The organism is Synechococcus sp. CCY 9618, from assembly GCF_019038415.1.
GTDB lineage: Bacteria > Cyanobacteriota > Cyanobacteriia > PCC-6307 > Cyanobiaceae > Cyanobium.
Genome location: NZ_JAFKRG010000041.1, coordinates 20,116 through 38,632 on the forward strand (window position 1 = coordinate 20,116; position 18,517 = coordinate 38,632).

The window sequence follows — 18,517 nt, forward strand, 5'->3', positions numbered from 1 at the left end:
AGGCCGGCGCCTGGACGCTGCCCCGGAGCGAGGCGGCCTGTTCAGATGGCCGTTCACGGGATCAGCGATGGTCTTGGCGTCCGATAGACGGTACCGCTCCCGGGACGACCGTGGCGGGATGATGGGGCGGTGAGTGATCTGTTCAGCCACCAGGGGGAACAAACCCTGCGCCGGATTGCGCCGCTGGCGGATCGCATGAGGCCGCGCCGTCTCGACGATTTCGTGGGCCAGGAGGCGATCCTGGGCCCGGGCCGGCTGCTGCGTCGCGCCATCGCCGCCGACCGGGTGGGCAATCTGATCCTTCACGGCCCCCCCGGCACCGGCAAGACCACCCTGGCGCGGATCATCGCCGGCAGCACCCGGGCCCACTTCAGCAGTCTCAACGCCGTGCTGGCGGGGGTGAAGGATCTGCGGGCCGAGGTGGAGGCCGCCCGGCTCCGGTTGGGGCAGCACGGGCTGCGAACGATCCTGTTCATTGACGAGGTGCACCGCTTCAACAGCGCCCAGCAGGACGCCCTGCTGCCCTGGGTGGAGAACGGCACCGTGAGCCTGATCGGCGCCACCACCGAGAACCCCTACTTCGAAGTCAACAAGGCGCTGGTGAGCCGCTCGCGCCTGTTCCGCCTCCAGCCCCTGGAGCCCGGAGATCTGCGGGCGCTGCTGACACGGGCCCTGGCAGACCCGGAACAGGGTTTCGGCCAGCGCTCCGTGGAACTGAGCGAGACGGCCAGCGCCCATCTGCTGGATGTGGCCGGCGGTGACGCCCGCAGCCTGCTCAATGCCCTGGAGCTGGCGGTCGAGACCACCGAACCCGGCGACGACGGTGTGATCCGCATCGATCTGTCCATCGCCGAGGAGTCGATCCAGCAACGGGCGGTGCTCTACGACAAGCAGGGGGACGCCCACTTCGACACGATCAGTGCCTTCATCAAGTCGATCCGGGGCTCCGATCCAGATGCGGCCCTGTTCTGGCTGGCCCGGATGGTGGAGGCCGGCGAGAACCCCCGCTTCATCCTGCGACGACTGCTGATCTCCGCCGGTGAGGACATCGGCCTGGCGGACCCCCAGGCGATGGTGGTGGTGGAGGCCTGCGCGGCGGCCTTCGATCGGGTGGGCCTGCCGGAGGGGCTCTACCCCCTGGCCCACGCCACCCTCTACCTGGCCGGCACCGAGAAGAGCAACAGCAGCCTGGGCTTCTTCGACGCCGTGAAGGCGGTGCGGGAGGGCCGCCGCCAGCAGGTGCCGGCCCATCTGCGCGACGCCAACCGGGACGGGCAGGCCTTCGGGGACGGGGTGGGCTACCGCTACCCCCACGCCTATGCCGACCACTGGGTGGCCCAGCAGTATCTGCCCACCGCCCTGCAGGGGGAGGTGTTCTGGCAGCCGGGGGCCCAGGGCTGGGAAGGGGGCCTGCGGCGCCGGCTGCAGCAGCGCCGGGCGGCCCAGCTGGCTGCCGCCGCCGAAACGGCCGCCGACGAGCGGGGCGACCTGCTGAGCAGCAGTCCGGACGACCCCCTGCTGCACCGCTGGCTGCAGCGCCAGGCCGGGGCGGAGGGGGAACGGCTCGACCGGCTGCGGCAGCGCTTCTGGGAGGAGGCCGCCATCGGACGCCTCGACCGGGTGCTGGTGGTCGAGGCCCAGTCGCTGCTCTGGGCCCTCGATCCGCTCGAGGCCGCCAGCGAGGGGGAAGTGGTGCTGACCACCCCCACGGCTGCCGTGCTGGAGCGATTGCAGGCCCAGCTGCAGCTGCTGGATCAGTTGCGGCGCCCCCGGCTGCTGGCGGTGGCCCCGGACGCTCCCGAGGGCCTGGAGGCCCTGGGGGCGGATCCTTGCGGCGGCGGGCGCTTCGAATGGATCGCAGCGCGTCAGCCCTGGCGCCACTGCACGGCGGCCCAGAGGCTGGCCTGGCTGGAAGCCCTCACGGCCCTGGCCGTCCCCGGCGCCCGGGCCCGACTGCTGTTCAGCCATCCCCTGCTCGGGCCGGCGGGGAGCCTGCAGCAACTGCTGGGACCGGCGAACGAAGGCGCTGCTCCTGGAGCGCTGACAACCGCTGCCGCCAGCGAGCAGGACTGGCTGGCGGGGGAGGGGGACCAGGCCGGGCAGGTCAGGGCGGGGATGGAAGCACTCGGCTGGAGCGTGCAGCAGCGGGTCTGGGAGGAGGCCCTGGACCTGCCCCTCAGCGAGACCCTGCTGGAGCGCTGGTTCGGCAAGGGTGCCAGCTACCGGAGGCATCTGGCCGCGGTGCTGCCGGCGCCCGAGCGGCGGCGCCTCGAAACCCTGTTCCGGGCGCGTCGGGGAGCCTCCCTGCCCCAGCCGCTGCGCCACACCCTGCTGCTGGCCCGGCATCCCGGGCCGGCGGTTGGCCCAGGCGAAAGACCATGAAAAAACCCCGGCTGGGCCGGGGCTGAAGCGCCTGATGGGGAGGGCTGGCTCCCCTGGGCCTGGGCTCACCAGAGGCCGCGCACAGGTTCCTGCATCATCGGAGCCGGTGCCATGGTCTCTTTGACCATGGCCACGGGATCGGCCATCTGGTTGGCCTGGATGCAGGCGGGCAGGAAGACGTACCAGGAGAGCAGCGAGGTGCACTGGGCGGTGCCGGGCTTGCAGCTGCCCTCGGAGCAGATGTTCTGCGCCCCGGTGTAAGTGTTGCAGAAATCCGCCAGGCGGAAATCGGTGGGCAGAGCCTTCATGATGCCCGCCGAGGAGATGCTGCCATCTGCTGCGTCACTGATGATCGCCGAGCGCAGCGCCTGCACTGCGTAGGTGTTCATGCTCCAGTAGGGGAAGTAGCTGTTGGTCGCGTTCTTCAGGAACTTGACCCCGGCGTCCGAGTAGAGGAAGCGGGACACCCCCACCAGGCTGACGGTGTAGGTCTTGTTCATGCCGTCCTTGATCTCGGTGGAGGTCCAGCCGGAACGGGCGAGGCCTCCTTCCAGACCCCTGTCGGTGATGTCACCGGAATCAAGGAAGGTGTCGAAGGCGCTCTGGGGGGTGGACCACACGGCACCACCGGTGTTCCAGCGGACGGGAAGATCGTTGTCGACGGCTGCCGAGGCGGGCAGCACGGTGGCCGTAACCGTCGATCCCAGGAAGAGACCGGCGAGAATGTGCTTGAGCATGACAGGCGGCATTGACATCACAATCAACCTAGCCATCAGGGGTTGTGTTGCCTACAACGCTGCTCTGGTTTCTTCGCCAGCCCACACACAAGCCAAACAGACCTCTGCCGCGGCCGGCAGCGAAGGCAGGAGCCAGCGTTGAGCCCTTAGGGTGTGATCGACGTCGTCGTCAAGGTTTTGTCCATGACCCTGCAGGTGGGAGATCCCGCACCCGAGTTCAGCCTTCCCGACCAGAAGGGAGAGGTCGTATCCCTTGCTGATCTGAAGGGGCAGCGGGTCGTCATTTATTTCTACCCCAAGGATGACACGCCCGGTTGTACCAAAGAGGCCTGTAACTTCCGCGATCGCTGGAGCGCCTACGAGACCCACGGCATCAAGGTGCTCGGGATCAGCAAGGACGGGGCCGCCAGCCACGGCAAGTTCGTCGCCAAGTACGACCTCCCCTTCACCCTGCTCACCGACGCCGAGCCCTGTCCGGTGGCTGAGGCCTATGGCAGCTACGGCCTCAAGAAATTCATGGGCAAGGAATACATGGGGATGATGCGTCACACCTTCGTGATCGATCCCGAAGGCAGGCTGGAGCGCATCTATCTCAAGGTGAAGGCCGAGGCTATGGCCGATCAGATCCTTGAGGACCTGGGTCTGGCCTGAGGGCCACGAGGGCCTCCAGGCAGAGGTCGGGGCGGTCCAGGAGGCCATCTCCCCCCAGCTCGGGGGACCGCCGCAGCAGGGGAAGCAGGGCGGGCCCGTCCCCCCCGGTGAGCACGATCCGGCAGCCGGGCTCCAAGGCCCGCACCTGCCGCGCCGCCTCCAGCACGGTGGCCGCCAGCCCCTCGGCCACCCCTCGGCCCATGGCCTCAGCGGTGTCCAGGGGCCAGGGCTCCCCCTCACCGGCGCCCGACAACCCGGCCCCCGCCAGCCCGGCCAGGGATGGCAATGCCTCGGTGCCCGCTCCCATGGCCGCCAGCTGCAGGCCGGCCCCCGCCATCAGCCGGCCGCCGGCGAAGCGACCGCGGCAATCCACACGGGTCAGGCTCAGCACCGTGCCGGCATCGGCCACGAGCACCGCTCCGCCGACCTCCCGGGCGGCCCACCAGCCTGCCAGGGCCCGGTCGATGCCCAGCCAGGCGGGAGCCCCGGCCAGAGGCACATCCTCCAGGCCCAGCCGTGCCGCCGCCGGCAGCCTCGCCTCCGCTGGCACCGGTCCCACCGCAGCCCAGGCCAGGGGCGCCGCCACCGGCCCTGCCGCCGGCGTCCGATGCAGGAAACGCAGGCAGGGTTGGCCGGGGTCACCGGAAGCCTCGGCCCAGTGCCAGCGGCTGTTGCCGATCAGCAGCCAGCGGAGCTGGCTTTCCGGCACCTCAGATGCCCTCGCCCATCAGCCCAGGCAGGTGGATGCCGCATTCCTGCTGCAGGCCGTTGAAACGGGTGGCCCGGCCGCTGGTGGTGCCGTCGTCGGGGGCGCTGCTGTGCCAGTCGCCCACGGTGGAGTAGCCCTGCTCGAAGAGGGGGTGCTGGGGCAGGTCATGCTCCTGCATGTAGTAATAGACATCGCGCCGGGTCCAGGTGAGCAGCGGCCGCAACGACCAGCGCTCCCGCACGGGATCGAGGCAGTGCATCCCCCCCCGGTGCTCGGTCTGGCCCGAGCGCACGCCGCTGGCCCAGCAGTGCACGTCGAGCTGCTCCAGGGCCCGGTCGAGGGGCTCCACCTTGCGCAGCCGGTTGTAGGTGCGCATGTCCTCGAGCTGGCCGGATTCCCACAGCCGGCCGTGCAGGGCCTCCATGCGGGCAGGGCTCATGCCGGCCTGCAGCACGTGCAGGTCGAGGCGGAGGCGGTCGCCGAGCTCGTCGGCGTAGCGGTAGGTCTCGGGGGGCAGATAGCCGGTGTCGACCCACAGCACCGGAATCGGGGGGCCGGAGCCGGCATCGCCCAGTCGGCTCACCATGTGCAGCATCACCGCCGACTGGATGCCGAAGCTTGTGGTGACGGCGAAGTGGCCGGCGAAGGTCTCATGGGCCCAGCGCATCCGGGCCAGGGCATCGAGGGGGGCCAGACCGCTGCGGGCGGCGACCAGGTCGATGGGGCTTCCATGCCGGTCCCTCGGCAGTCGCCGCAGAGCCGGATCCAGGCCCACTGCGCTGCCCTCGGGGCCGGGGGAAGCCGTGAGGGGAAAGGACACCATGTCCTCCATCATCGCCCTTGGGTGACCCTTGGTTAGGGTTCGTCCATGCAAGGGGACCCGGCACCAGCCCAGAACGTCGTCATCGTCGGTGGTGGTTTCGGTGGCCTGTACACCGCCCTTGCCCTTGCCGAACACAGGAAACATCCCCCCGTCCTGCTGATCGAGCCGAACGACCGGTTCCTGTTTCTGCCGCTGCTCTACGAGCTGCTCAGCGGCGAACTGCGCAGCTGGGAGATCGCCCCCCGCTACGACAGCCTGCTGGCAGGCCGGGGGGTGGCCTGGCTTCAGGACCGGGTGGACCGCATCGATGCCGAAGCCCAGCGGGTGCACACAGCGGGAGGCCGCAGCCTGCCCTACGGCCGGCTGGTGGTCGCCACCGGCGCCGAGAGCAACACCTTCGCCGTGCCGGGCGCCGACCGCCACAGCCTCGGTTTCCGCAGCCTGGCCGATGTCGAACGGATTCAGTCTCTGATGGCGGACCTGAAGGCCCATCCCCGGCCGCTCCAGCGCATTGCCGTTGTCGGGGCCGGTCCCACGGGCGTGGAACTGGCCTGCAAGCTCGCCGACATGGCCGCGGGCAGTGCCGTGATCGAACTGATCGAGCAGGGGCCCCAGCTGCTCTCCCAGGCCCGGGCCTTCAACCGGGAGCAGGCGGCCCTCGCCCTGCAACGCCGCGACGTGCGGCTGCGCACCCGCACCCAGGTGGAGGCGGTGGGCGCCGAGACCATCACGCTGGGATGCCATCCGGAGGGCGACACGGCCCCCCACAGCGAAACCATGGCCGTGCGGGCGGTGCTGTGGACGGCAGGCCTGGGCTTTCGCCCGCCCCGGATCGATCCGGCTCCCGCCTGCGACGGCCGTGGACGCCTGCTGTGTGGTCCTGATCTGCGCCTGCACAGCCACCCTCACCTCTTCGCGGCGGGGGATCTGGCCGCTCCTTTCGACCCGGACGCCGTCCCGGGCGAGGCCGACGGCAGCGCCAGTCCGGCCACGGCCCAGGTGGCCTTCCAGCAGGCTCCTGTGCTGGCCGACAACCTGATCCGCTCCCTGCGGGGAGAACCGCTGCAGCCCTTCCGCTGGAACGACCTGGGCGAGATGATGAGCCTCGGCATCGGCGAAGCCAGCCTCACCGCCGCAGGCGTCACCCTGGCCGGTCCGGCCGCCTACCAGCTGCGTCGGCTGGCCTACCTCACCCGCCTGCCGGGCCGGTCCCATCAGCTGCGGGTGGCCGCAGGCTGGCTCGCCGACTGGACGCCATGATCCCGGCGGACAGTCCCGCGCAGCTCTGGCCGCGACCCCGGGGACTGCTGCTCGATGCCATGGGCACCCTGATCGGTCTGCGCGTCACGGTCGGTCACACCTATGCGTCGCTGGCGGCCGACCACGGCATCAGCGTGGACGCCCGGGCCATCGACCGGGCGTTCCCCGATGTGCTGCGCCAGGCACCTCCCCTGGCCTTCCCCGGCCTCGACGGCGACCGGCTGCTGGAGGCGGAGCGGGGCTGGTGGGGGGAACGGATCGACGCCGTGCTCGAGGCGGCGGGGGCGGAGGGCGCTGGAGCGTCGCCCGCCCCGACGGCCCTGCACCACGCCCTGTTCGATCGCTTCGCCGACCCTTCCCTGTGGCACGTCTATGCAGAGGTGCCCGCCGTGCTGCATCGCTGGCACCGGGCGGGCCTGCGGCTTGCCGTGGTGAGCAACTTCGACCGTCGCCTGCAGCCCCTGCTGGAGGGCCTGGGACTGGGGGATTTGTTCGAGCGGGTGGTGGTCTCGAGCAGCGCCGGGGCCGCCAAACCCTCGCCCCTGCCCTTTCAGCTGGCGCTGGACTCCCTCGGGCTGACGGCCAGCCAGGTCTGGCATGTGGGCGACAGTCCGGAGGATCGGGCGGGGGCCGGGGCGGCCGGCATCCGCTGCCTGCTGGTGCGGCGTCCTTGAGGCAAGGGGTGCTGGCCGGCAGAACAACGGGTCTGAGGCCCGCGGAGCGGCGACGGCTGGAGAGCCTCTGTCATCGGCGCCATCCCAGCGATGCGGTGGCCGATCTGCTCACCCTGCAGCGGCTGGCGGCCGAGGCCCGCAACCTGGAGCTGCCCCTGACGCTGGTGGTGGACAGTCGGGGGCTCTGCCGGCTGCTCTGGGTGGGAGAGCTGGATCAGGCGGCACGTCTGCTGGAGAAGCTCCCCGGCCCGGCCCGGCGCCAGGGCGGCGACCTGCGGCTGCTCACCTGTGCGGGGACGGGACGCCAGCCCCAGCTGAACCCTTCCCCCCAGGAGGCTGTGGTGGGGATGGACCTGGCGCCGGAGCTCTGGCTGCGCTTCGGCCCGCAATCCGAGGCCGGCGGACGCTGGCCGGCGGCGATCCACACCCCGACCAGCACGGGCGACAGCCCCTGGCACCCCTCCCTGGAGGGAGACCTGGCCGATCTCTGCGGCCGTGACCCCGCCGTTGTCGCTGCGGTGCGGACACCAGCCGCCGCGTCCCCCCCACCGGCCCTGGACGGGCCCGAGCAGGTGCTCCTGCTGGTCCAGACCAGCGGCGACCGGGCCCTGAGCGACCGGCGCATCGCTGAACTGGAAGGCCTGGTGCGGAGCGCCGGCGCCGTACCGGTGGGCCGGGTGGAGCAGCGCCGCCATGGCCCCGTCTCCCGGAGCCCCTGGGGAGAAGGCAAGTTGCGGGAGGCGGCCCTGGAGGCCCGCCGCCTCGGCGCCAGCCTGGTGGTGGCCGACCGGGAGCTGACCCCGGCCCAGGCCCGTGACCTGGAACGCCTGCTGGATCTGCCGGTGAGCGACCGCAGCGAACTGATCCTCGACATCTTTGCCCAGCGGGCTGCCAGTGGCGCCGGCCGGCTGCAGGTGGAGCTGGCCCAGCTGCGGTACCGGCTGCCGCGGCTCACCGGCCGAGGTCTGAGCCTGTCGCGACAGGGAGGGGGCATCGGCACCCGGGGCCCGGGGGAAACCCAGCTGGAAAAGGACCGGCGCGCCATCGCCCGCCGCATCGAACGGCTGCAGCGTGAGGTGCAGCGGCTGGGAGAGCACCGGGCCCGGCTGCGCCAGGGCCGTCGCGATCTCCCCCGGGTGGCTCTGGTGGGCTACACCAATGCGGGCAAGAGCTCACTGCTCAACGCCCTCACAGGAGCCAGCGGCAGCGCAGCCGTGCTGGCCGAGAATCAGCTGTTCGCCACCCTCGATCCCACCACCCGCCGCATCGAGCGGACCGAAGGGTCCCCGGCGGGCAACCTGCCGCTGCTCGTGACCGACACGGTGGGGTTCATCCGCGACCTGCCCCCCCAGCTGATGGAGGCCTTCCGCTCCACCTTCGAGGAAGCCCTCGATGCGGACGGCCTGCTGATTGTCGTCGACCTGGCGGACCCGGCCTGGCCCGAGCAGCTCACCACCGTGCAGTCGATCCTGGATTCCCTGGAGGCCACCATGCCCAGACGCGTGATCGGCAACCAGATCGACCGCTGCCCCAGCGGTGAACTCGAGCGCGCCAGGGCCATGGATCCGGACGTGCTGTTCGTCTCGGCCACGGCCGATCTGGGCCTCCAGCATCTGCGCCGGGAGCTGCAGCGCTGGCCCTAGGGCCGGCCCCCGTCCCACGGCGGCGCCGACGGGCGCACCCCGCCCTGTGCCAGCATCGAGAAGCTTCAATTTTTCTCCTATGACCCTGCAACTGGGCGACACCGTCCCCGATTTCACCCAGGAGTCCCAGCTCGGCCCGATCAACCTCTACGACTTCGCCGGCGACAGCTGGGTGGTGCTCTTCTCCCACCCCGCCGACTACACCCCCGTCTGCACCACGGAGCTCGGTGAAGTCGCCAGGCTGCGGGCCGAATGGGAGAAACGCAACGTCAAAACCATCGCCCTGAGCGTTGATTCGGCAGAAAGCCACAAGGGCTGGATCGGCGACATCAACGAAACCCAGTGCACCATCGTCGACTACCCGATCCTTGCTGACAGCGACAAGAAGGTGAGCAGCCTCTACGGCATGATTCATCCCAATGCCCTCAGCAACCTGACCGTGCGCTCGGTGTTCATCATCGATCCCAGCAAGAAACTGCGTCTGCAGATCACCTATCCAGCCAGCACGGGCCGGAATTTCGCTGAGATCCTGCGGGTGATCGACTCCCTTCAGCTCACCGACCACCACCAGGTGGCCACCCCGGTGAACTGGCAGGAAGGCGAGGACTGCGTTGTGGTTCCCTCGATCCCCACCGACGAGGCCCGTAAGAAGTTCCCCAAAGGGGTCACTGAAATTCGTCCCTACCTCCGGATGACCCCCCAGCCCAACACGTGAAGCGACTGCAGAGTTGGCGGCACCGTCTGACGGTGCCCCAGTTCACCGTGGTCACCGGTGTGCTGGTGATTGCCATCGGCACCCTTGTGATGGCCAGCCCTCTCTGCTCCACGGATGAGGTGGGCCTTTGGGAGGCCCTGTTCACCGTCACCTCGGCGATCACCGTCACGGGCCTGTCGATCATCGACGTAGGCACCGAACTCACCCTTCCCGGCCAGATCGCCCTGGCCGGGCTGATCCTCACCGGGGGCCTGGGGCTGATGGCGATCACCACCTTCCTGCAGGGATTCGTGCAGGGACGCTCTGGTCTGCGTCACCGGCTCGACAAGGGACGGGCCCTCGATGAGTTCGGCGTCGGCGGCATCGGCCCCACCCTGAACCAGATCCTGCTGATCGCGGCGGTGGTGATCGGCATCGGAACCATGATTCTGTACAACTTCGGTTTCACCGACATTCCGGATCGGGGCCAGCGGCTCTGGGCCTCCCTGTTTCACTGCATCAGCGCCTACAACAACGCCGGCTTCGGCCTCTGGCGCGACAGCCTGGTGGGCTATCAGAACCAGCCCGTCGTCAATGGCGTGATCGGTCTGCTGATCGTGATGGGGGGCATCGGCTGGCGGGTCACCAACGACATCTGGGTGAACCGCTTCCGGCTGGGCCGCCTCCGCCGCCTCAGCCTCCACACCCGGCTGGTGCTGCGCAGCACCCTCGCCCTGATCGCGATCGGTACCGTGGGGCTGCTGTTCACCGAACACTTCGCCACCGAGGGGATGGTGGAGCAGATGAGCCTGCCGCACAAGCTTTCCGTCACCCTGTTTCAGTCGATCACCACCCGCACCGCCGGCTTCAACACGATCCCCATCAGTGCCGAGACGATCTCCGACTCCGGCCTGCTGCTGATGATCGCCCTGATGTTCATCGGCGCCAGCCCCGGGGGCACCGGCGGCGGCATCAAGACCACCACCTTCGCGGCCCTGATCGCCGCCACCCGCTCCACCCTGCGCGGGCACGACGAGGTGGTGGTCCGCAACAGGGAGATCCCCGCCAAGGTGATCCTCAAGGCCGTGGGCGTCACCCTCGGCTCACTCCTGTTCGTGCTCGCCATGGCCCTGCTGCTGGGGCTGGGCGACACCACCGCCGGCACCCCGGGCAGCGAGGCGTTCACCTTTCTCGAAAAGCTGTTCACCTGCATCTCCGCCTTCGCCACCGTCGGTCTCGACGTGGGTGTCACCAGTCAGCTCAACCACTGGGGCCAGCTGGTGCTGATGGTGGGTATGTTCGTGGGCCGGATCGGCATTCTGCTGCTGCTCTCCGCTTTCTACGGCATCCGGCCCCAGAATCGGGTGGGGTACCCGCGCGAAGAGCTCTACATCTGAGCTAGGCCCGCGCCCTCTTCCCTCCACCCCCTTTCCCCCATGCCTCTCCCGACGTCGGCCTCATGAACCAGTGGTGGCATTGGCAGGGAAGCGAGGAGGACACCTCCAACAGCTACGCGGTGATCGGTGTCGGCCGTTTCGGCAGTGCCGTCTGCAAGGAGCTGGTGCGCAACGGCGCCGAGGTGCTGGCCATCGACAACTCTCAGCGGGCCATCGATGAGCTGCGCCAGATGGACACGGCCATCGAGGCCCGGGTGGTGGACTGCACCGACGAGGAGGCCCTGCGGGCCGCCGGCGCCCTTGACGTGGGCACGGTGGTGGTGGCGATCAGTGAACCGATCGGCGCCAGCATCACCGCCACCCTGATCGTCAAGGACGGCAGCGGCAGCCGGGTGAAGCAGGTGATCGCCAGGGCCACCAGCGACCTGCACGAAAAGATGCTGCGGCGCGTCGGCGCCGACAAGGTGGTGTTTCCCTCCAAGATGCAGGGGACCCGCCTGGGCATGGAACTGATCCGGCCCAACCTGCTCGAGCGGCTCCGCCTCGACGACCGCAACAGCATCGAGGAGATCAAGGTGCCGGCGTCCTTCGTGGGCCAGTCGCTGCGGGATCTGAACCTGCGCAAGAACTACAACGTCAGCGTGCTGGCCGCCGGGCCCGCCAACCAGCTCACCGTGAACCCGCCCGCGTCCCATGTGCTCAACGAAGCCGAGCTGCTGGTGGTGATGGGCAGCAGCGAAGCCCTCGAAGCCCTGCCGTCCCACTGAAGGCCATGCGGGTGCTGGGCCTGATGAGCGGCACCAGCGCCGACGGGGTTGACGCCGTGCTGGTCGACCTGCGCGGACGATCGGCCCGGCCCCGCTGGCGGATCCTGGCGGGGGCCCACACCCCCTACCCGGCCGACCTGCGCGAGCGACTGGTGGCCGTGGGCCAGGGAACGCCCCTGAACGCCGAGGCCCTGCTGACCCTGGCCGAGGATCTCACCGAGCAGCAGGCCCTCGCCGCCCTGGCCTGCGATCCCGAGGGCAGGGCCGAGCTGGTGGGCTGTCACGGCCAGACCCTGTGGCACCGCCCGCCGCAGGGGGAGCGCCGCGGTGCCAGCTGGCAGTTGCTGCAGGGACCGTTGCTGGCGGAACTGCTGGGTCGACCGGTCGTGTTCGACTTCCGCAGCGCCGACCTGGCCCTGGGCGGCCACGGCGCCCCCCTGGTGCCGGCGGCGGACGCCGCCCTGCTGGGCTCCATCGGCGGCTGGCGGGCCCTGCTCAACCTGGGCGGCATCGCCAACCTGACCCTGCTCCCTCCCGCCACGGGGCCTGACCGGGGCAACCCTGTGCTGGGCTGGGACTGCGGCCCCGCGAATACCCTTCTGGACCTGGCCGTGGCCCGCTTCAGCGGGGGGAGCCGCCCGTTCGATGCAGATGGGGCCTGGGCGCGCCAGGGCCGGATCGACGAAGCACGGATCCGGCACTGGCTGCAGGAGCCTTACCTACAGCGGCCACCGCCGAAATCCACCGGCCGGGAGCTGTACGGATCCGCCGACCTGGAGCGGCGGCTGGCCGACCTGGGCGAGGAGGTGGATCCGGCCGACGCCCTGGCCACCCTGACGGCCTTCACGGCAGCGGTGGTCGGCCAGGACCTGGCCCGGGGAGTCCGGCCCCTGGAGCTTCTGGTGGCCGGCGGCGGCACCCGCAACGGCTTCCTGATGGAGCAGCTGCGGCGCCGCTGCAGGGGCATGGCGGTGCGCCGCCTGGCCAGCTGCGGCATCGCCGATGAGCACCGGGAAGCCCTGGCCTTCGCTCTGCTGGCCTGGTGGCGGCAGCGAAGCTATCCAGGCTCCCTGCCTTCGGTCACCGGGGCCCGCCGGGCGGCGGTGCTGGGGGTGATCGCCTCACCGCCCCCTTCAGGTGGATGAGGGCGGCTGGCGCAGGCGCAGCCGGCGGGGGGCGCCGCGCAGGCGACGCGTTCCACCCTGCTCCTGCTGCTCGAGCTCCTGGCGGAAGCGGTCGGCGGCGGCGGCGGGGCCGGCTGGGTAGGACGCCTGAACCGGCTCGGGGGGACGCCGCCGCTCGAGCCGTTCCACCCCCTGCTGGATCAGCACCTTGGCCATGTTGCTGACGGTGCGCGACTCGCTCTCCGCCAGGGCGGCGAGACGGGCGCAGAGCTCCTCCGGCAGGACGACCTGAATCCGCGGCGACTTGGGCTTGCCGCTGGAGGAGGTCTGACGGGTGGGCACGGGCTGGAGGAGGGTGCCGCTGGGATCCGGCTGGATACGAAAAAGTGTACAGTGACTGTCATGGGTAGTATCCAGGAGTAAGGTTGTGCAACCAAGCTTGTGGAACCAGGTCACCCCTCAGCCACCCCGGCCGGGGTCTCGCCAGGTCAGCCTCTCCGCCACCGCGTTTCTTCTGCCCTCCTCCGTCCCCTCCGACGGCCCACCGGCCGCTTCCGCCATGGCCCGATCCACCCAGTCCCGACCCGCCGGCTCCGACACCGCCCGGGAACCTGGCAGCCGCCAGAGCCGCCGGCGTCAGACGGCGGAACGCAGCGACGTGCTGGTTTCGGCCGTGATCAGCACCTACCTGCTCACCCATCTGCACCATGTCCTGCAGCGCGCTGAGTACGGCGCCCAGCAGGAAGGGCGCCAGGCCCTCGCCGCCAATTACGCCCAGCTCCGCAAGGTGCTCTGCCTCGATGCCCGCACGATGGAGGATGCCTCCGCCAGCGGAGCCGAGGAGGACAGCAGCCCCCGCGCCGCCTGAACAGGCTCCAGCCGCCCTTTCGAACGGATGCGGGGGACTGCGCCCGCGGCCCGGTTGCCCATAAGGTCAGGAGAGAATCCCGGCCAGGATGACCACCAGCAACGCCGCCAGCAGCCCCACTGGCAATGCCGCCGAGCTCTACGGGCGCATCAGCAACGATGCCGAGCTCACCCAGTCACTGTTCCGCCAGGCCCTGCAGGACCCGAGCGGGGCCCTGAGCAGAATCGTCGCCCTGGGTGAGCAGCAGGGGCTGCCCGTGAGCTGCGAAGAGGTGAAGGCCCACCTGGCCGGCCTCGACGATGGCGCCACCAAGCAGTGGCTGCTCAAGGCCCGCGGCGGTCTCTGAGCCGGTCAGGCCCTGCCCCGGCGCGAGGCGACGGCCCTCCAGCTGGGAGCGACGGGGCGGTTCCCGGCGCTGGGAGCCGCCTCCCTGGGCCCAGCTGAAAAACAGCCAGTAACTCGTCAGCGCCAGGCCGGCCGCCACCACCAGGGCGGCGATCTGCTCAAGACGCTTGATCATCCTGACGATACGGGCGGGCCGGCCCCACAGTCTGCAGGACACCCCCGGCAAGGGATGATGCGCTCACTGCGACCGCCTTCCGCTCCGTGCTGCGCCTCGAACGCATCGGCAAGATCTATCCCACCGGTGAGGTGCTGAAGGACGTCACCTGGGAGGTGAAGACCGGCGACCGCATCGGTCTGGTGGGGGTGAACGGGGCCGGCAAGTCGACCCAGATGCGGATCATCGCCGGCCTGGAGGAACCCACCAGCGGCCAGGTGGTGCGCCAGGGGGATCCACGCATCGCCTACCTGCAGCAGGAATTCGATGTGGATCCGGCGCGCAGCGTGCGCCAGGAACTCTTCCAGGCCTTCGGCGAGGCCGCCCAGGTGCTCAACCGCCAGCGCCAGGTGGAAGACGCCATGGCCACCGAGGAGGCCGCCGCCGATCCAGCCCTGCTGGACCGCCTGATCGACGAACTCGGCCAGCTGCAGAGCCGTTTCGAGTCGCTCCACGGCTACGAGCTCGATGCCCGCATCGACAAGCTGCTGCCCAGCATCGGCTTCACCCCCGAGGCCGCCGAGAAGGCGGTGGGGGACTACTCCGGCGGCTGGCAGATGCGCATCGCCCTGGGCAAGATCCTGCTGCAGGAACCGGATCTGCTGCTCCTCGACGAACCCACCAACCACCTGGACGTGGAGACGATCCAGTGGCTGGAGACCTACCTGGTGGACCAGACCGTCCCCCTGGTGGTGATCAGCCACGACCGGGCCTTCCTGGACCGGGTCTGCAACCAGATCGTGGAGACCGAGCGGGGTGTGGCCCGCACCTATCTGGGCAACTACAGCCAGCATCTGGAGCAGAAGGCCCTGGAACGGGAAGCGGGCCAGGCCGCCTTCGAGCGCCAGCAGAAGGAACTGAGCAGCCAGCAGGCCTACATCGACCGCTTCCGGGCCAGCGCCACCCGCAGCACCCAGGCCAAGAGCCGCGAGAAGCTGCTGGACAAGGTGGAGCGGATCGAAGCGCCGCTGGAATCGCTGGGCGGACCGCGCTTCGCCTTCCCCCCCGCCCCCCGCTCGGGCCGGGTGGTGGCGTCGATTGAGAACCTCACCCACGGCTACGACGACCAGATCCTGTTTCTGGGGGCGAACCTGGAGGTGGAGCGGGGCGACCGCATCGCCTTCGTGGGCCCCAACGGAGCGGGCAAATCCACCCTGCTGCGGCTGGTGATGGGCTACGAGATCCCCCTCGAGGGTCAGGCCGGTCTGGGGGAGCACCATGTGGTGGCGGGGTATTTCGAACAGAACCAGGCCGAGGCCCTCGATCTGGCCAAGACCGTGATCGACACCCTGTTCGAGGCCGTGCCCGACTGGACCCAGACCCAGGTGCGCTCCCTGCTGGGCAGCTTCGGCTTCAGCAACGACACGGTGTTCAAGCCGGTGGCCAAACTCAGCGGCGGCGAGAAGGCCCGGCTGGCCCTGGCCCTGATGCTGCTCACGCCCTGCAACCTGCTGGTGCTGGACGAGCCCACCAACCACCTCGACATCCCCGCCAAGCAGATGCTCGAGGACGCCCTGATGGCCTACGAGGGGGCCGCCCTGCTGGTCTCCCACGACCGCTTCTTCATCGGCCGGGTGGCCAACCGGATCGTGGAGGTGCGCGACGGCGAACTGGTGCTCTATCGGGGTGACTACGCCTACTACCAGGAGAAAAAGAAGGAGGAGGCCGATGAGCAGGGCCGGATGAAACAGGAGCAGCAACAGGCCGCCAAACGGCAGGAGCAGCGCCGCAAGCAGCGCGCCAAGGCCGCACAGAAAGACGCGCGCAAAGGCGGCTGAACATACAACTTCATCGTTCCCTAGGCAGGAAGACTCATTTCACTGGTGGGGGGATTTCTGTGTGCATAGTCTGACAAGGTCTCCCTCGGAGGAAAGTTGATGACCACGCAGCCCCTCGTCCCGGACGGCTGGAGCGCGGAGCCCGCCGGCACGGCGGACACGATGGATGCGATGGAGGTGTACTTCGAATGCATCACCACCTGCTCCCTCGAGGACGGGGAGTGTGTCACCCGCTGCGTGGAAGAACTCAGGGAGCGCCACTGAGCCTCACGGAGCGCCGGGGCGGGCCGGGCGAGGCCGGGCGAACAGAAGCGAGGGCCAGTTTCTTGAGCGGATTTCCTGACCGGGCAGTAAGCCCTGTCGCAACCGCTACGTGACAACTTGAAACAGTTTGTAGCTTTGGGCCGGTCAGCAACGCCCCATCGCAGAGCCCACCATGTCCGAACCCCTCGCCCTCAGCCTCGGTCAGAAATTCGAGCTGGAGCGCATGACCCGGGCCATCGACGCCACGGGCGATCCCCAGGTCCTGCGGGGGCTGGCCAAGCAACTGCTGCAGGCCTGGCAAAGCCAGAAGGCGGCCACCCAGTGGGTGATGCGTCAGCAACTCGGGTCTCCGGCCCGCTTCGGCAGCGAACTGTCGCCGGATGCAGCCATGCTCGACTCCCTCCGACCGGAAGGGGGCAACGGCCCCGCTGACATCCTCTGAACCCGAACGTTTCAGCCAGCACGACCGCTGCTGTCACCCCTGGCGCATCAGGGCCATGTCGCCGGGGGTGAGACGCAGGTTCACCACCGAACCTCGACGATTCACGGTCAGATTCAGGATCCCCCCCACGCCGGCCCGTTCCACGGCGGTGATCACCTGGGAAGGATCCTGCACCGCCGCTCCTTCGGCGGCAACGATCACGTCACCGGCCATGAGTCCTCCCCGGTCCGCCGGTCCACCCGGCTGCACGGACACCACGACCGCGCCGCGGCCTTCACCTCTGCCGTCGCCACTTCTGATCTCGTCCAGGCCGACGCCGATCATCGGGTGTGTCGCCCGCCCGGTGGCCACCAGTTCCTTGACGATGGTGCGGGCCCGGTTGATCGGAATTGCAAATCCCAGACCAGCCCCCGGGCCCGAGCGGACCAGGGTGTTGATTCCCACAACCTCTCCATCGGCGTTGAGCAGCGGTCCGCCGGAATTTCCAGGATTGATGGCGGCGTCGGTCTGAATCAGATCCAACCGCTTGTCGGTGATGCCGAGCTTGCTGGCGTTGCGGTTCAGGCTGCTGATGATCCCGAGGGTGACCGTGTTGTCGAGGCCGAAGGGATTGCCCACCGCGATCGCCCAGTCCCCCACCTGAAGGGCATCGGAATTGCCGAGGGGGGCCACCGGCCACGGGCCTGCCCCCACAAGCCGCACCACCGCCAGATCGGTGAGCTTGTCGAGCCCCACCACCCGGCCCTCGTAGCGGCGGCCATTCTCAAGGCCCACCGTGACCCGGTCGATCTGATCCACCACGTGGGCGTTGGTGAGCACCAGCCCATCGGACTGCAGGATCACGCCACTCCCCTGACCCCGTTCGGTGCGACGGGATGGTGATCCCTGCTGGGGGATGCCGAAGAACTGCCGGAAGAGGGGATCGTTCAGCAGGCCCCTGGGCAGGCCTCCGGTGGCTGCCGACTGAACCGTGCGCTCGGTGTCGATGGTGACCACGGCCGGGCCCGCCCGGCGGATGGCGTCCGCGACGAAGGACTGGCGCCCGAGAGCGGAGGCCGCCGGCCGGGCAAGGCCTGGAGCGGTGAAGGCCGGCAGGGAGACGGCCACGGTCGCGGTGGCGAGCCCTGCCGCAGCCGCAGCAAGAACGCGGGAGGAAGGCATCGCGGGAAGGCACGGATAGACGAAAACCGTAGACAAGCCGCCGGTGGGAAGGAAGGGGAGGCAAACCGGCCTGATCCGCTATGATTTGTTAACTTTTCTATCGAGACATGGACACAAGCCGTCTGCTACTGGCCTTTCTCGCCTTTGGAGCTGCCTGCACCACCCTCTGGGCCTGGATGCTGGCCACCGCCACCGCGCCGTCGGACGGGCGATGATGGGATGGATGCCGCGTGACGCGGGATCCCCATCGCGCCATGACCCCCTTTCTCTCCCAGATCTTTCCCATCGTCTACGGGGCCTGCTTCGTGCTGCTCCTGTGGCAGGCGTTCCGGGTCATGGGCCAGGGTTTCCGAGCCGTCCCCAGGCCCGGTGACACCGGTGCCCTCGGGTCTGAGCGGGAAGGTCAGGCCAGCGACCGCACCGGACGGCTGACGATCCATCCCGAACTCCTGGACGCCGATGGTCAGCTCACCCAGGAAGATCTGCTCACCGTGCGGTTCAGCGGCGACAACGAACAACCGGCCTTTCCTGCCGATCCGAACTGAGCCGGCCTGACCGGTCGCTGAATAGGCTCCCTGAGGTGA

General features: G+C 69.4%; 20 protein-coding genes. 15 read left to right on the forward strand and 5 right to left on the reverse strand.

Annotated features, from left to right (window positions below):
• Positions 1 to 129 precede the first annotated feature (129 nt).
• Positions 130 to 2,382, forward strand: coding sequence for an AAA family ATPase (locus tag KUG41_RS09895; protein WP_216903701.1), 2,253 nt, complete (start codon positions 130 to 132; stop codon positions 2,380 to 2,382).
• Positions 2,383 to 2,447: 65 nt separating this feature from the next.
• Here KUG41_RS09895 and KUG41_RS09900 read toward each other — a convergent pair whose 3' ends face one another.
• Positions 2,448 to 3,119 (reverse strand): alpha/beta hydrolase, encoded by a 672-nt coding sequence (locus KUG41_RS09900; RefSeq protein WP_216903703.1) that lies wholly within the window; start codon positions 3,117 to 3,119, stop codon positions 2,448 to 2,450.
• Positions 3,120 to 3,302: 183 nt separating this feature from the next.
• Here KUG41_RS09900 and bcp point away from each other — a divergent pair, with 183 nt between their 5' ends.
• Positions 3,303 to 3,770, forward strand: coding sequence for a thioredoxin-dependent thiol peroxidase (bcp, locus tag KUG41_RS09905; protein ID WP_216903705.1), 468 nt, complete (start codon positions 3,303 to 3,305; stop codon positions 3,768 to 3,770).
• Here the strand turns inward: bcp and KUG41_RS09910 are convergent.
• Together KUG41_RS09910 and KUG41_RS09915 are read right to left on the reverse strand one after the other, a co-directional pair.
• A complete protein-coding gene (locus tag KUG41_RS09910) occupies positions 3,730 to 4,479 on the reverse strand; it encodes a type III pantothenate kinase (protein ID WP_216903707.1) in 750 nt (249 codons plus the stop codon). The genes bcp and KUG41_RS09910 overlap by 41 nt on opposite strands.
• 1 nt (position 4,480) lies before the next feature.
• Positions 4,481 to 5,302 carry a phosphoadenylyl-sulfate reductase gene (locus KUG41_RS09915; RefSeq protein ID WP_216903709.1) on the reverse strand — a complete coding sequence of 274 codons (822 nt, stop codon included), beginning with the start codon at positions 5,300 to 5,302 and terminating at the stop codon, positions 4,481 to 4,483.
• A gap of 45 nt (positions 5,303 to 5,347) precedes the next feature.
• On the opposite strand from KUG41_RS09915, the gene KUG41_RS09920 reads away from it, so the two are divergent.
• From KUG41_RS09920 to KUG41_RS09950, 7 genes are all read left to right on the forward strand, one after another.
• Entirely contained in the window at positions 5,348 to 6,562 is a 1,215-nt protein-coding gene (locus KUG41_RS09920; RefSeq protein WP_216903711.1) for an NAD(P)/FAD-dependent oxidoreductase, read from the forward strand.
• Complete coding sequence (locus tag KUG41_RS09925) at positions 6,559 to 7,236, forward strand: HAD-IA family hydrolase (RefSeq protein ID WP_216903713.1); 678 nt, start codon at positions 6,559 to 6,561, stop codon at positions 7,234 to 7,236. The genes KUG41_RS09920 and KUG41_RS09925 overlap by 4 nt, the downstream gene beginning before the upstream one ends.
• Complete coding sequence (gene hflX / locus KUG41_RS09930) at positions 7,233 to 8,879, forward strand: GTPase HflX (protein ID WP_216903715.1); 1,647 nt, start codon at positions 7,233 to 7,235, stop codon at positions 8,877 to 8,879. The genes KUG41_RS09925 and hflX overlap by 4 nt, the downstream gene beginning before the upstream one ends.
• Positions 8,880 to 8,958: 79 nt before the next feature.
• Positions 8,959 to 9,594: a peroxiredoxin gene (locus KUG41_RS09935; RefSeq protein WP_216903717.1), complete on the forward strand. Its 636-nt coding sequence runs from the start codon at positions 8,959 to 8,961 to the stop codon at positions 9,592 to 9,594.
• Positions 9,591 to 10,970, forward strand: a complete 1,380-nt coding sequence (locus KUG41_RS09940; protein WP_371734108.1) for a potassium transporter TrkG — start codon at positions 9,591 to 9,593, stop codon at positions 10,968 to 10,970. Before KUG41_RS09935 ends, KUG41_RS09940 begins: the two co-directional genes overlap by 4 nt.
• A 62-nt stretch (positions 10,971 to 11,032) precedes the next feature.
• Positions 11,033 to 11,737 (forward strand): TrkA family potassium uptake protein, encoded by a 705-nt coding sequence (locus KUG41_RS09945; protein WP_216903719.1) that lies wholly within the window; start codon positions 11,033 to 11,035, stop codon positions 11,735 to 11,737.
• 5 nt (positions 11,738 to 11,742) lie between these two features.
• Positions 11,743 to 12,882: an anhydro-N-acetylmuramic acid kinase gene (locus tag KUG41_RS09950; protein ID WP_216903720.1), complete on the forward strand. Its 1,140-nt coding sequence runs from the start codon at positions 11,743 to 11,745 to the stop codon at positions 12,880 to 12,882.
• On the opposite strand, the gene KUG41_RS09955 is transcribed toward KUG41_RS09950, so the two are convergent.
• Entirely contained in the window at positions 12,871 to 13,203 is a 333-nt protein-coding gene (locus tag KUG41_RS09955; protein ID WP_216903722.1) for a hypothetical protein, read from the reverse strand. The genes KUG41_RS09950 and KUG41_RS09955 overlap by 12 nt on opposite strands.
• A 217-nt stretch (positions 13,204 to 13,420) precedes the next feature.
• Between KUG41_RS09955 and KUG41_RS09960 the strand changes: the two genes are divergently transcribed.
• From KUG41_RS09960 to KUG41_RS09980, 5 genes are all read left to right on the forward strand, one after another.
• Complete coding sequence (locus KUG41_RS09960) at positions 13,421 to 13,729, forward strand: hypothetical protein (RefSeq protein ID WP_216903724.1); 309 nt, start codon at positions 13,421 to 13,423, stop codon at positions 13,727 to 13,729.
• Between the two features lie 88 nt (positions 13,730 to 13,817).
• Positions 13,818 to 14,075: a hypothetical protein gene (locus KUG41_RS09965; protein ID WP_216903725.1), complete on the forward strand. Its 258-nt coding sequence runs from the start codon at positions 13,818 to 13,820 to the stop codon at positions 14,073 to 14,075.
• A gap of 260 nt (positions 14,076 to 14,335) precedes the next feature.
• The gene (locus tag KUG41_RS09970; RefSeq protein WP_216903727.1) at positions 14,336 to 16,066 is read left to right on the forward strand and encodes an ATP-binding cassette domain-containing protein; all 1,731 of its coding nucleotides are present in this window, start codon (positions 14,336 to 14,338) and stop codon (positions 16,064 to 16,066) included.
• Between the two features lie 99 nt (positions 16,067 to 16,165).
• Positions 16,166 to 16,330 carry a hypothetical protein gene (locus tag KUG41_RS09975; protein WP_216903729.1) on the forward strand — a complete coding sequence of 55 codons (165 nt, stop codon included), beginning with the start codon at positions 16,166 to 16,168 and terminating at the stop codon, positions 16,328 to 16,330.
• Between the two features lie 172 nt (positions 16,331 to 16,502).
• Positions 16,503 to 16,772 (forward strand): hypothetical protein, encoded by a 270-nt coding sequence (locus KUG41_RS09980; protein WP_216903731.1) that lies wholly within the window; start codon positions 16,503 to 16,505, stop codon positions 16,770 to 16,772.
• 33 nt (positions 16,773 to 16,805) lie between these two features.
• Here KUG41_RS09980 and KUG41_RS09985 read toward each other — a convergent pair whose 3' ends face one another.
• The gene (locus KUG41_RS09985; RefSeq protein ID WP_216903733.1) at positions 16,806 to 17,933 is read right to left on the reverse strand and encodes a trypsin-like peptidase domain-containing protein; all 1,128 of its coding nucleotides are present in this window, start codon (positions 17,931 to 17,933) and stop codon (positions 16,806 to 16,808) included.
• Positions 17,934 to 18,187: 254 nt separating this feature from the next.
• Here KUG41_RS09985 and KUG41_RS09990 point away from each other — a divergent pair, with 254 nt between their 5' ends.
• Positions 18,188 to 18,478: a DUF2973 domain-containing protein gene (locus KUG41_RS09990; protein ID WP_216903764.1), complete on the forward strand. Its 291-nt coding sequence runs from the start codon at positions 18,188 to 18,190 to the stop codon at positions 18,476 to 18,478.
• Positions 18,479 to 18,517: the final 39 nt, after the last annotated feature.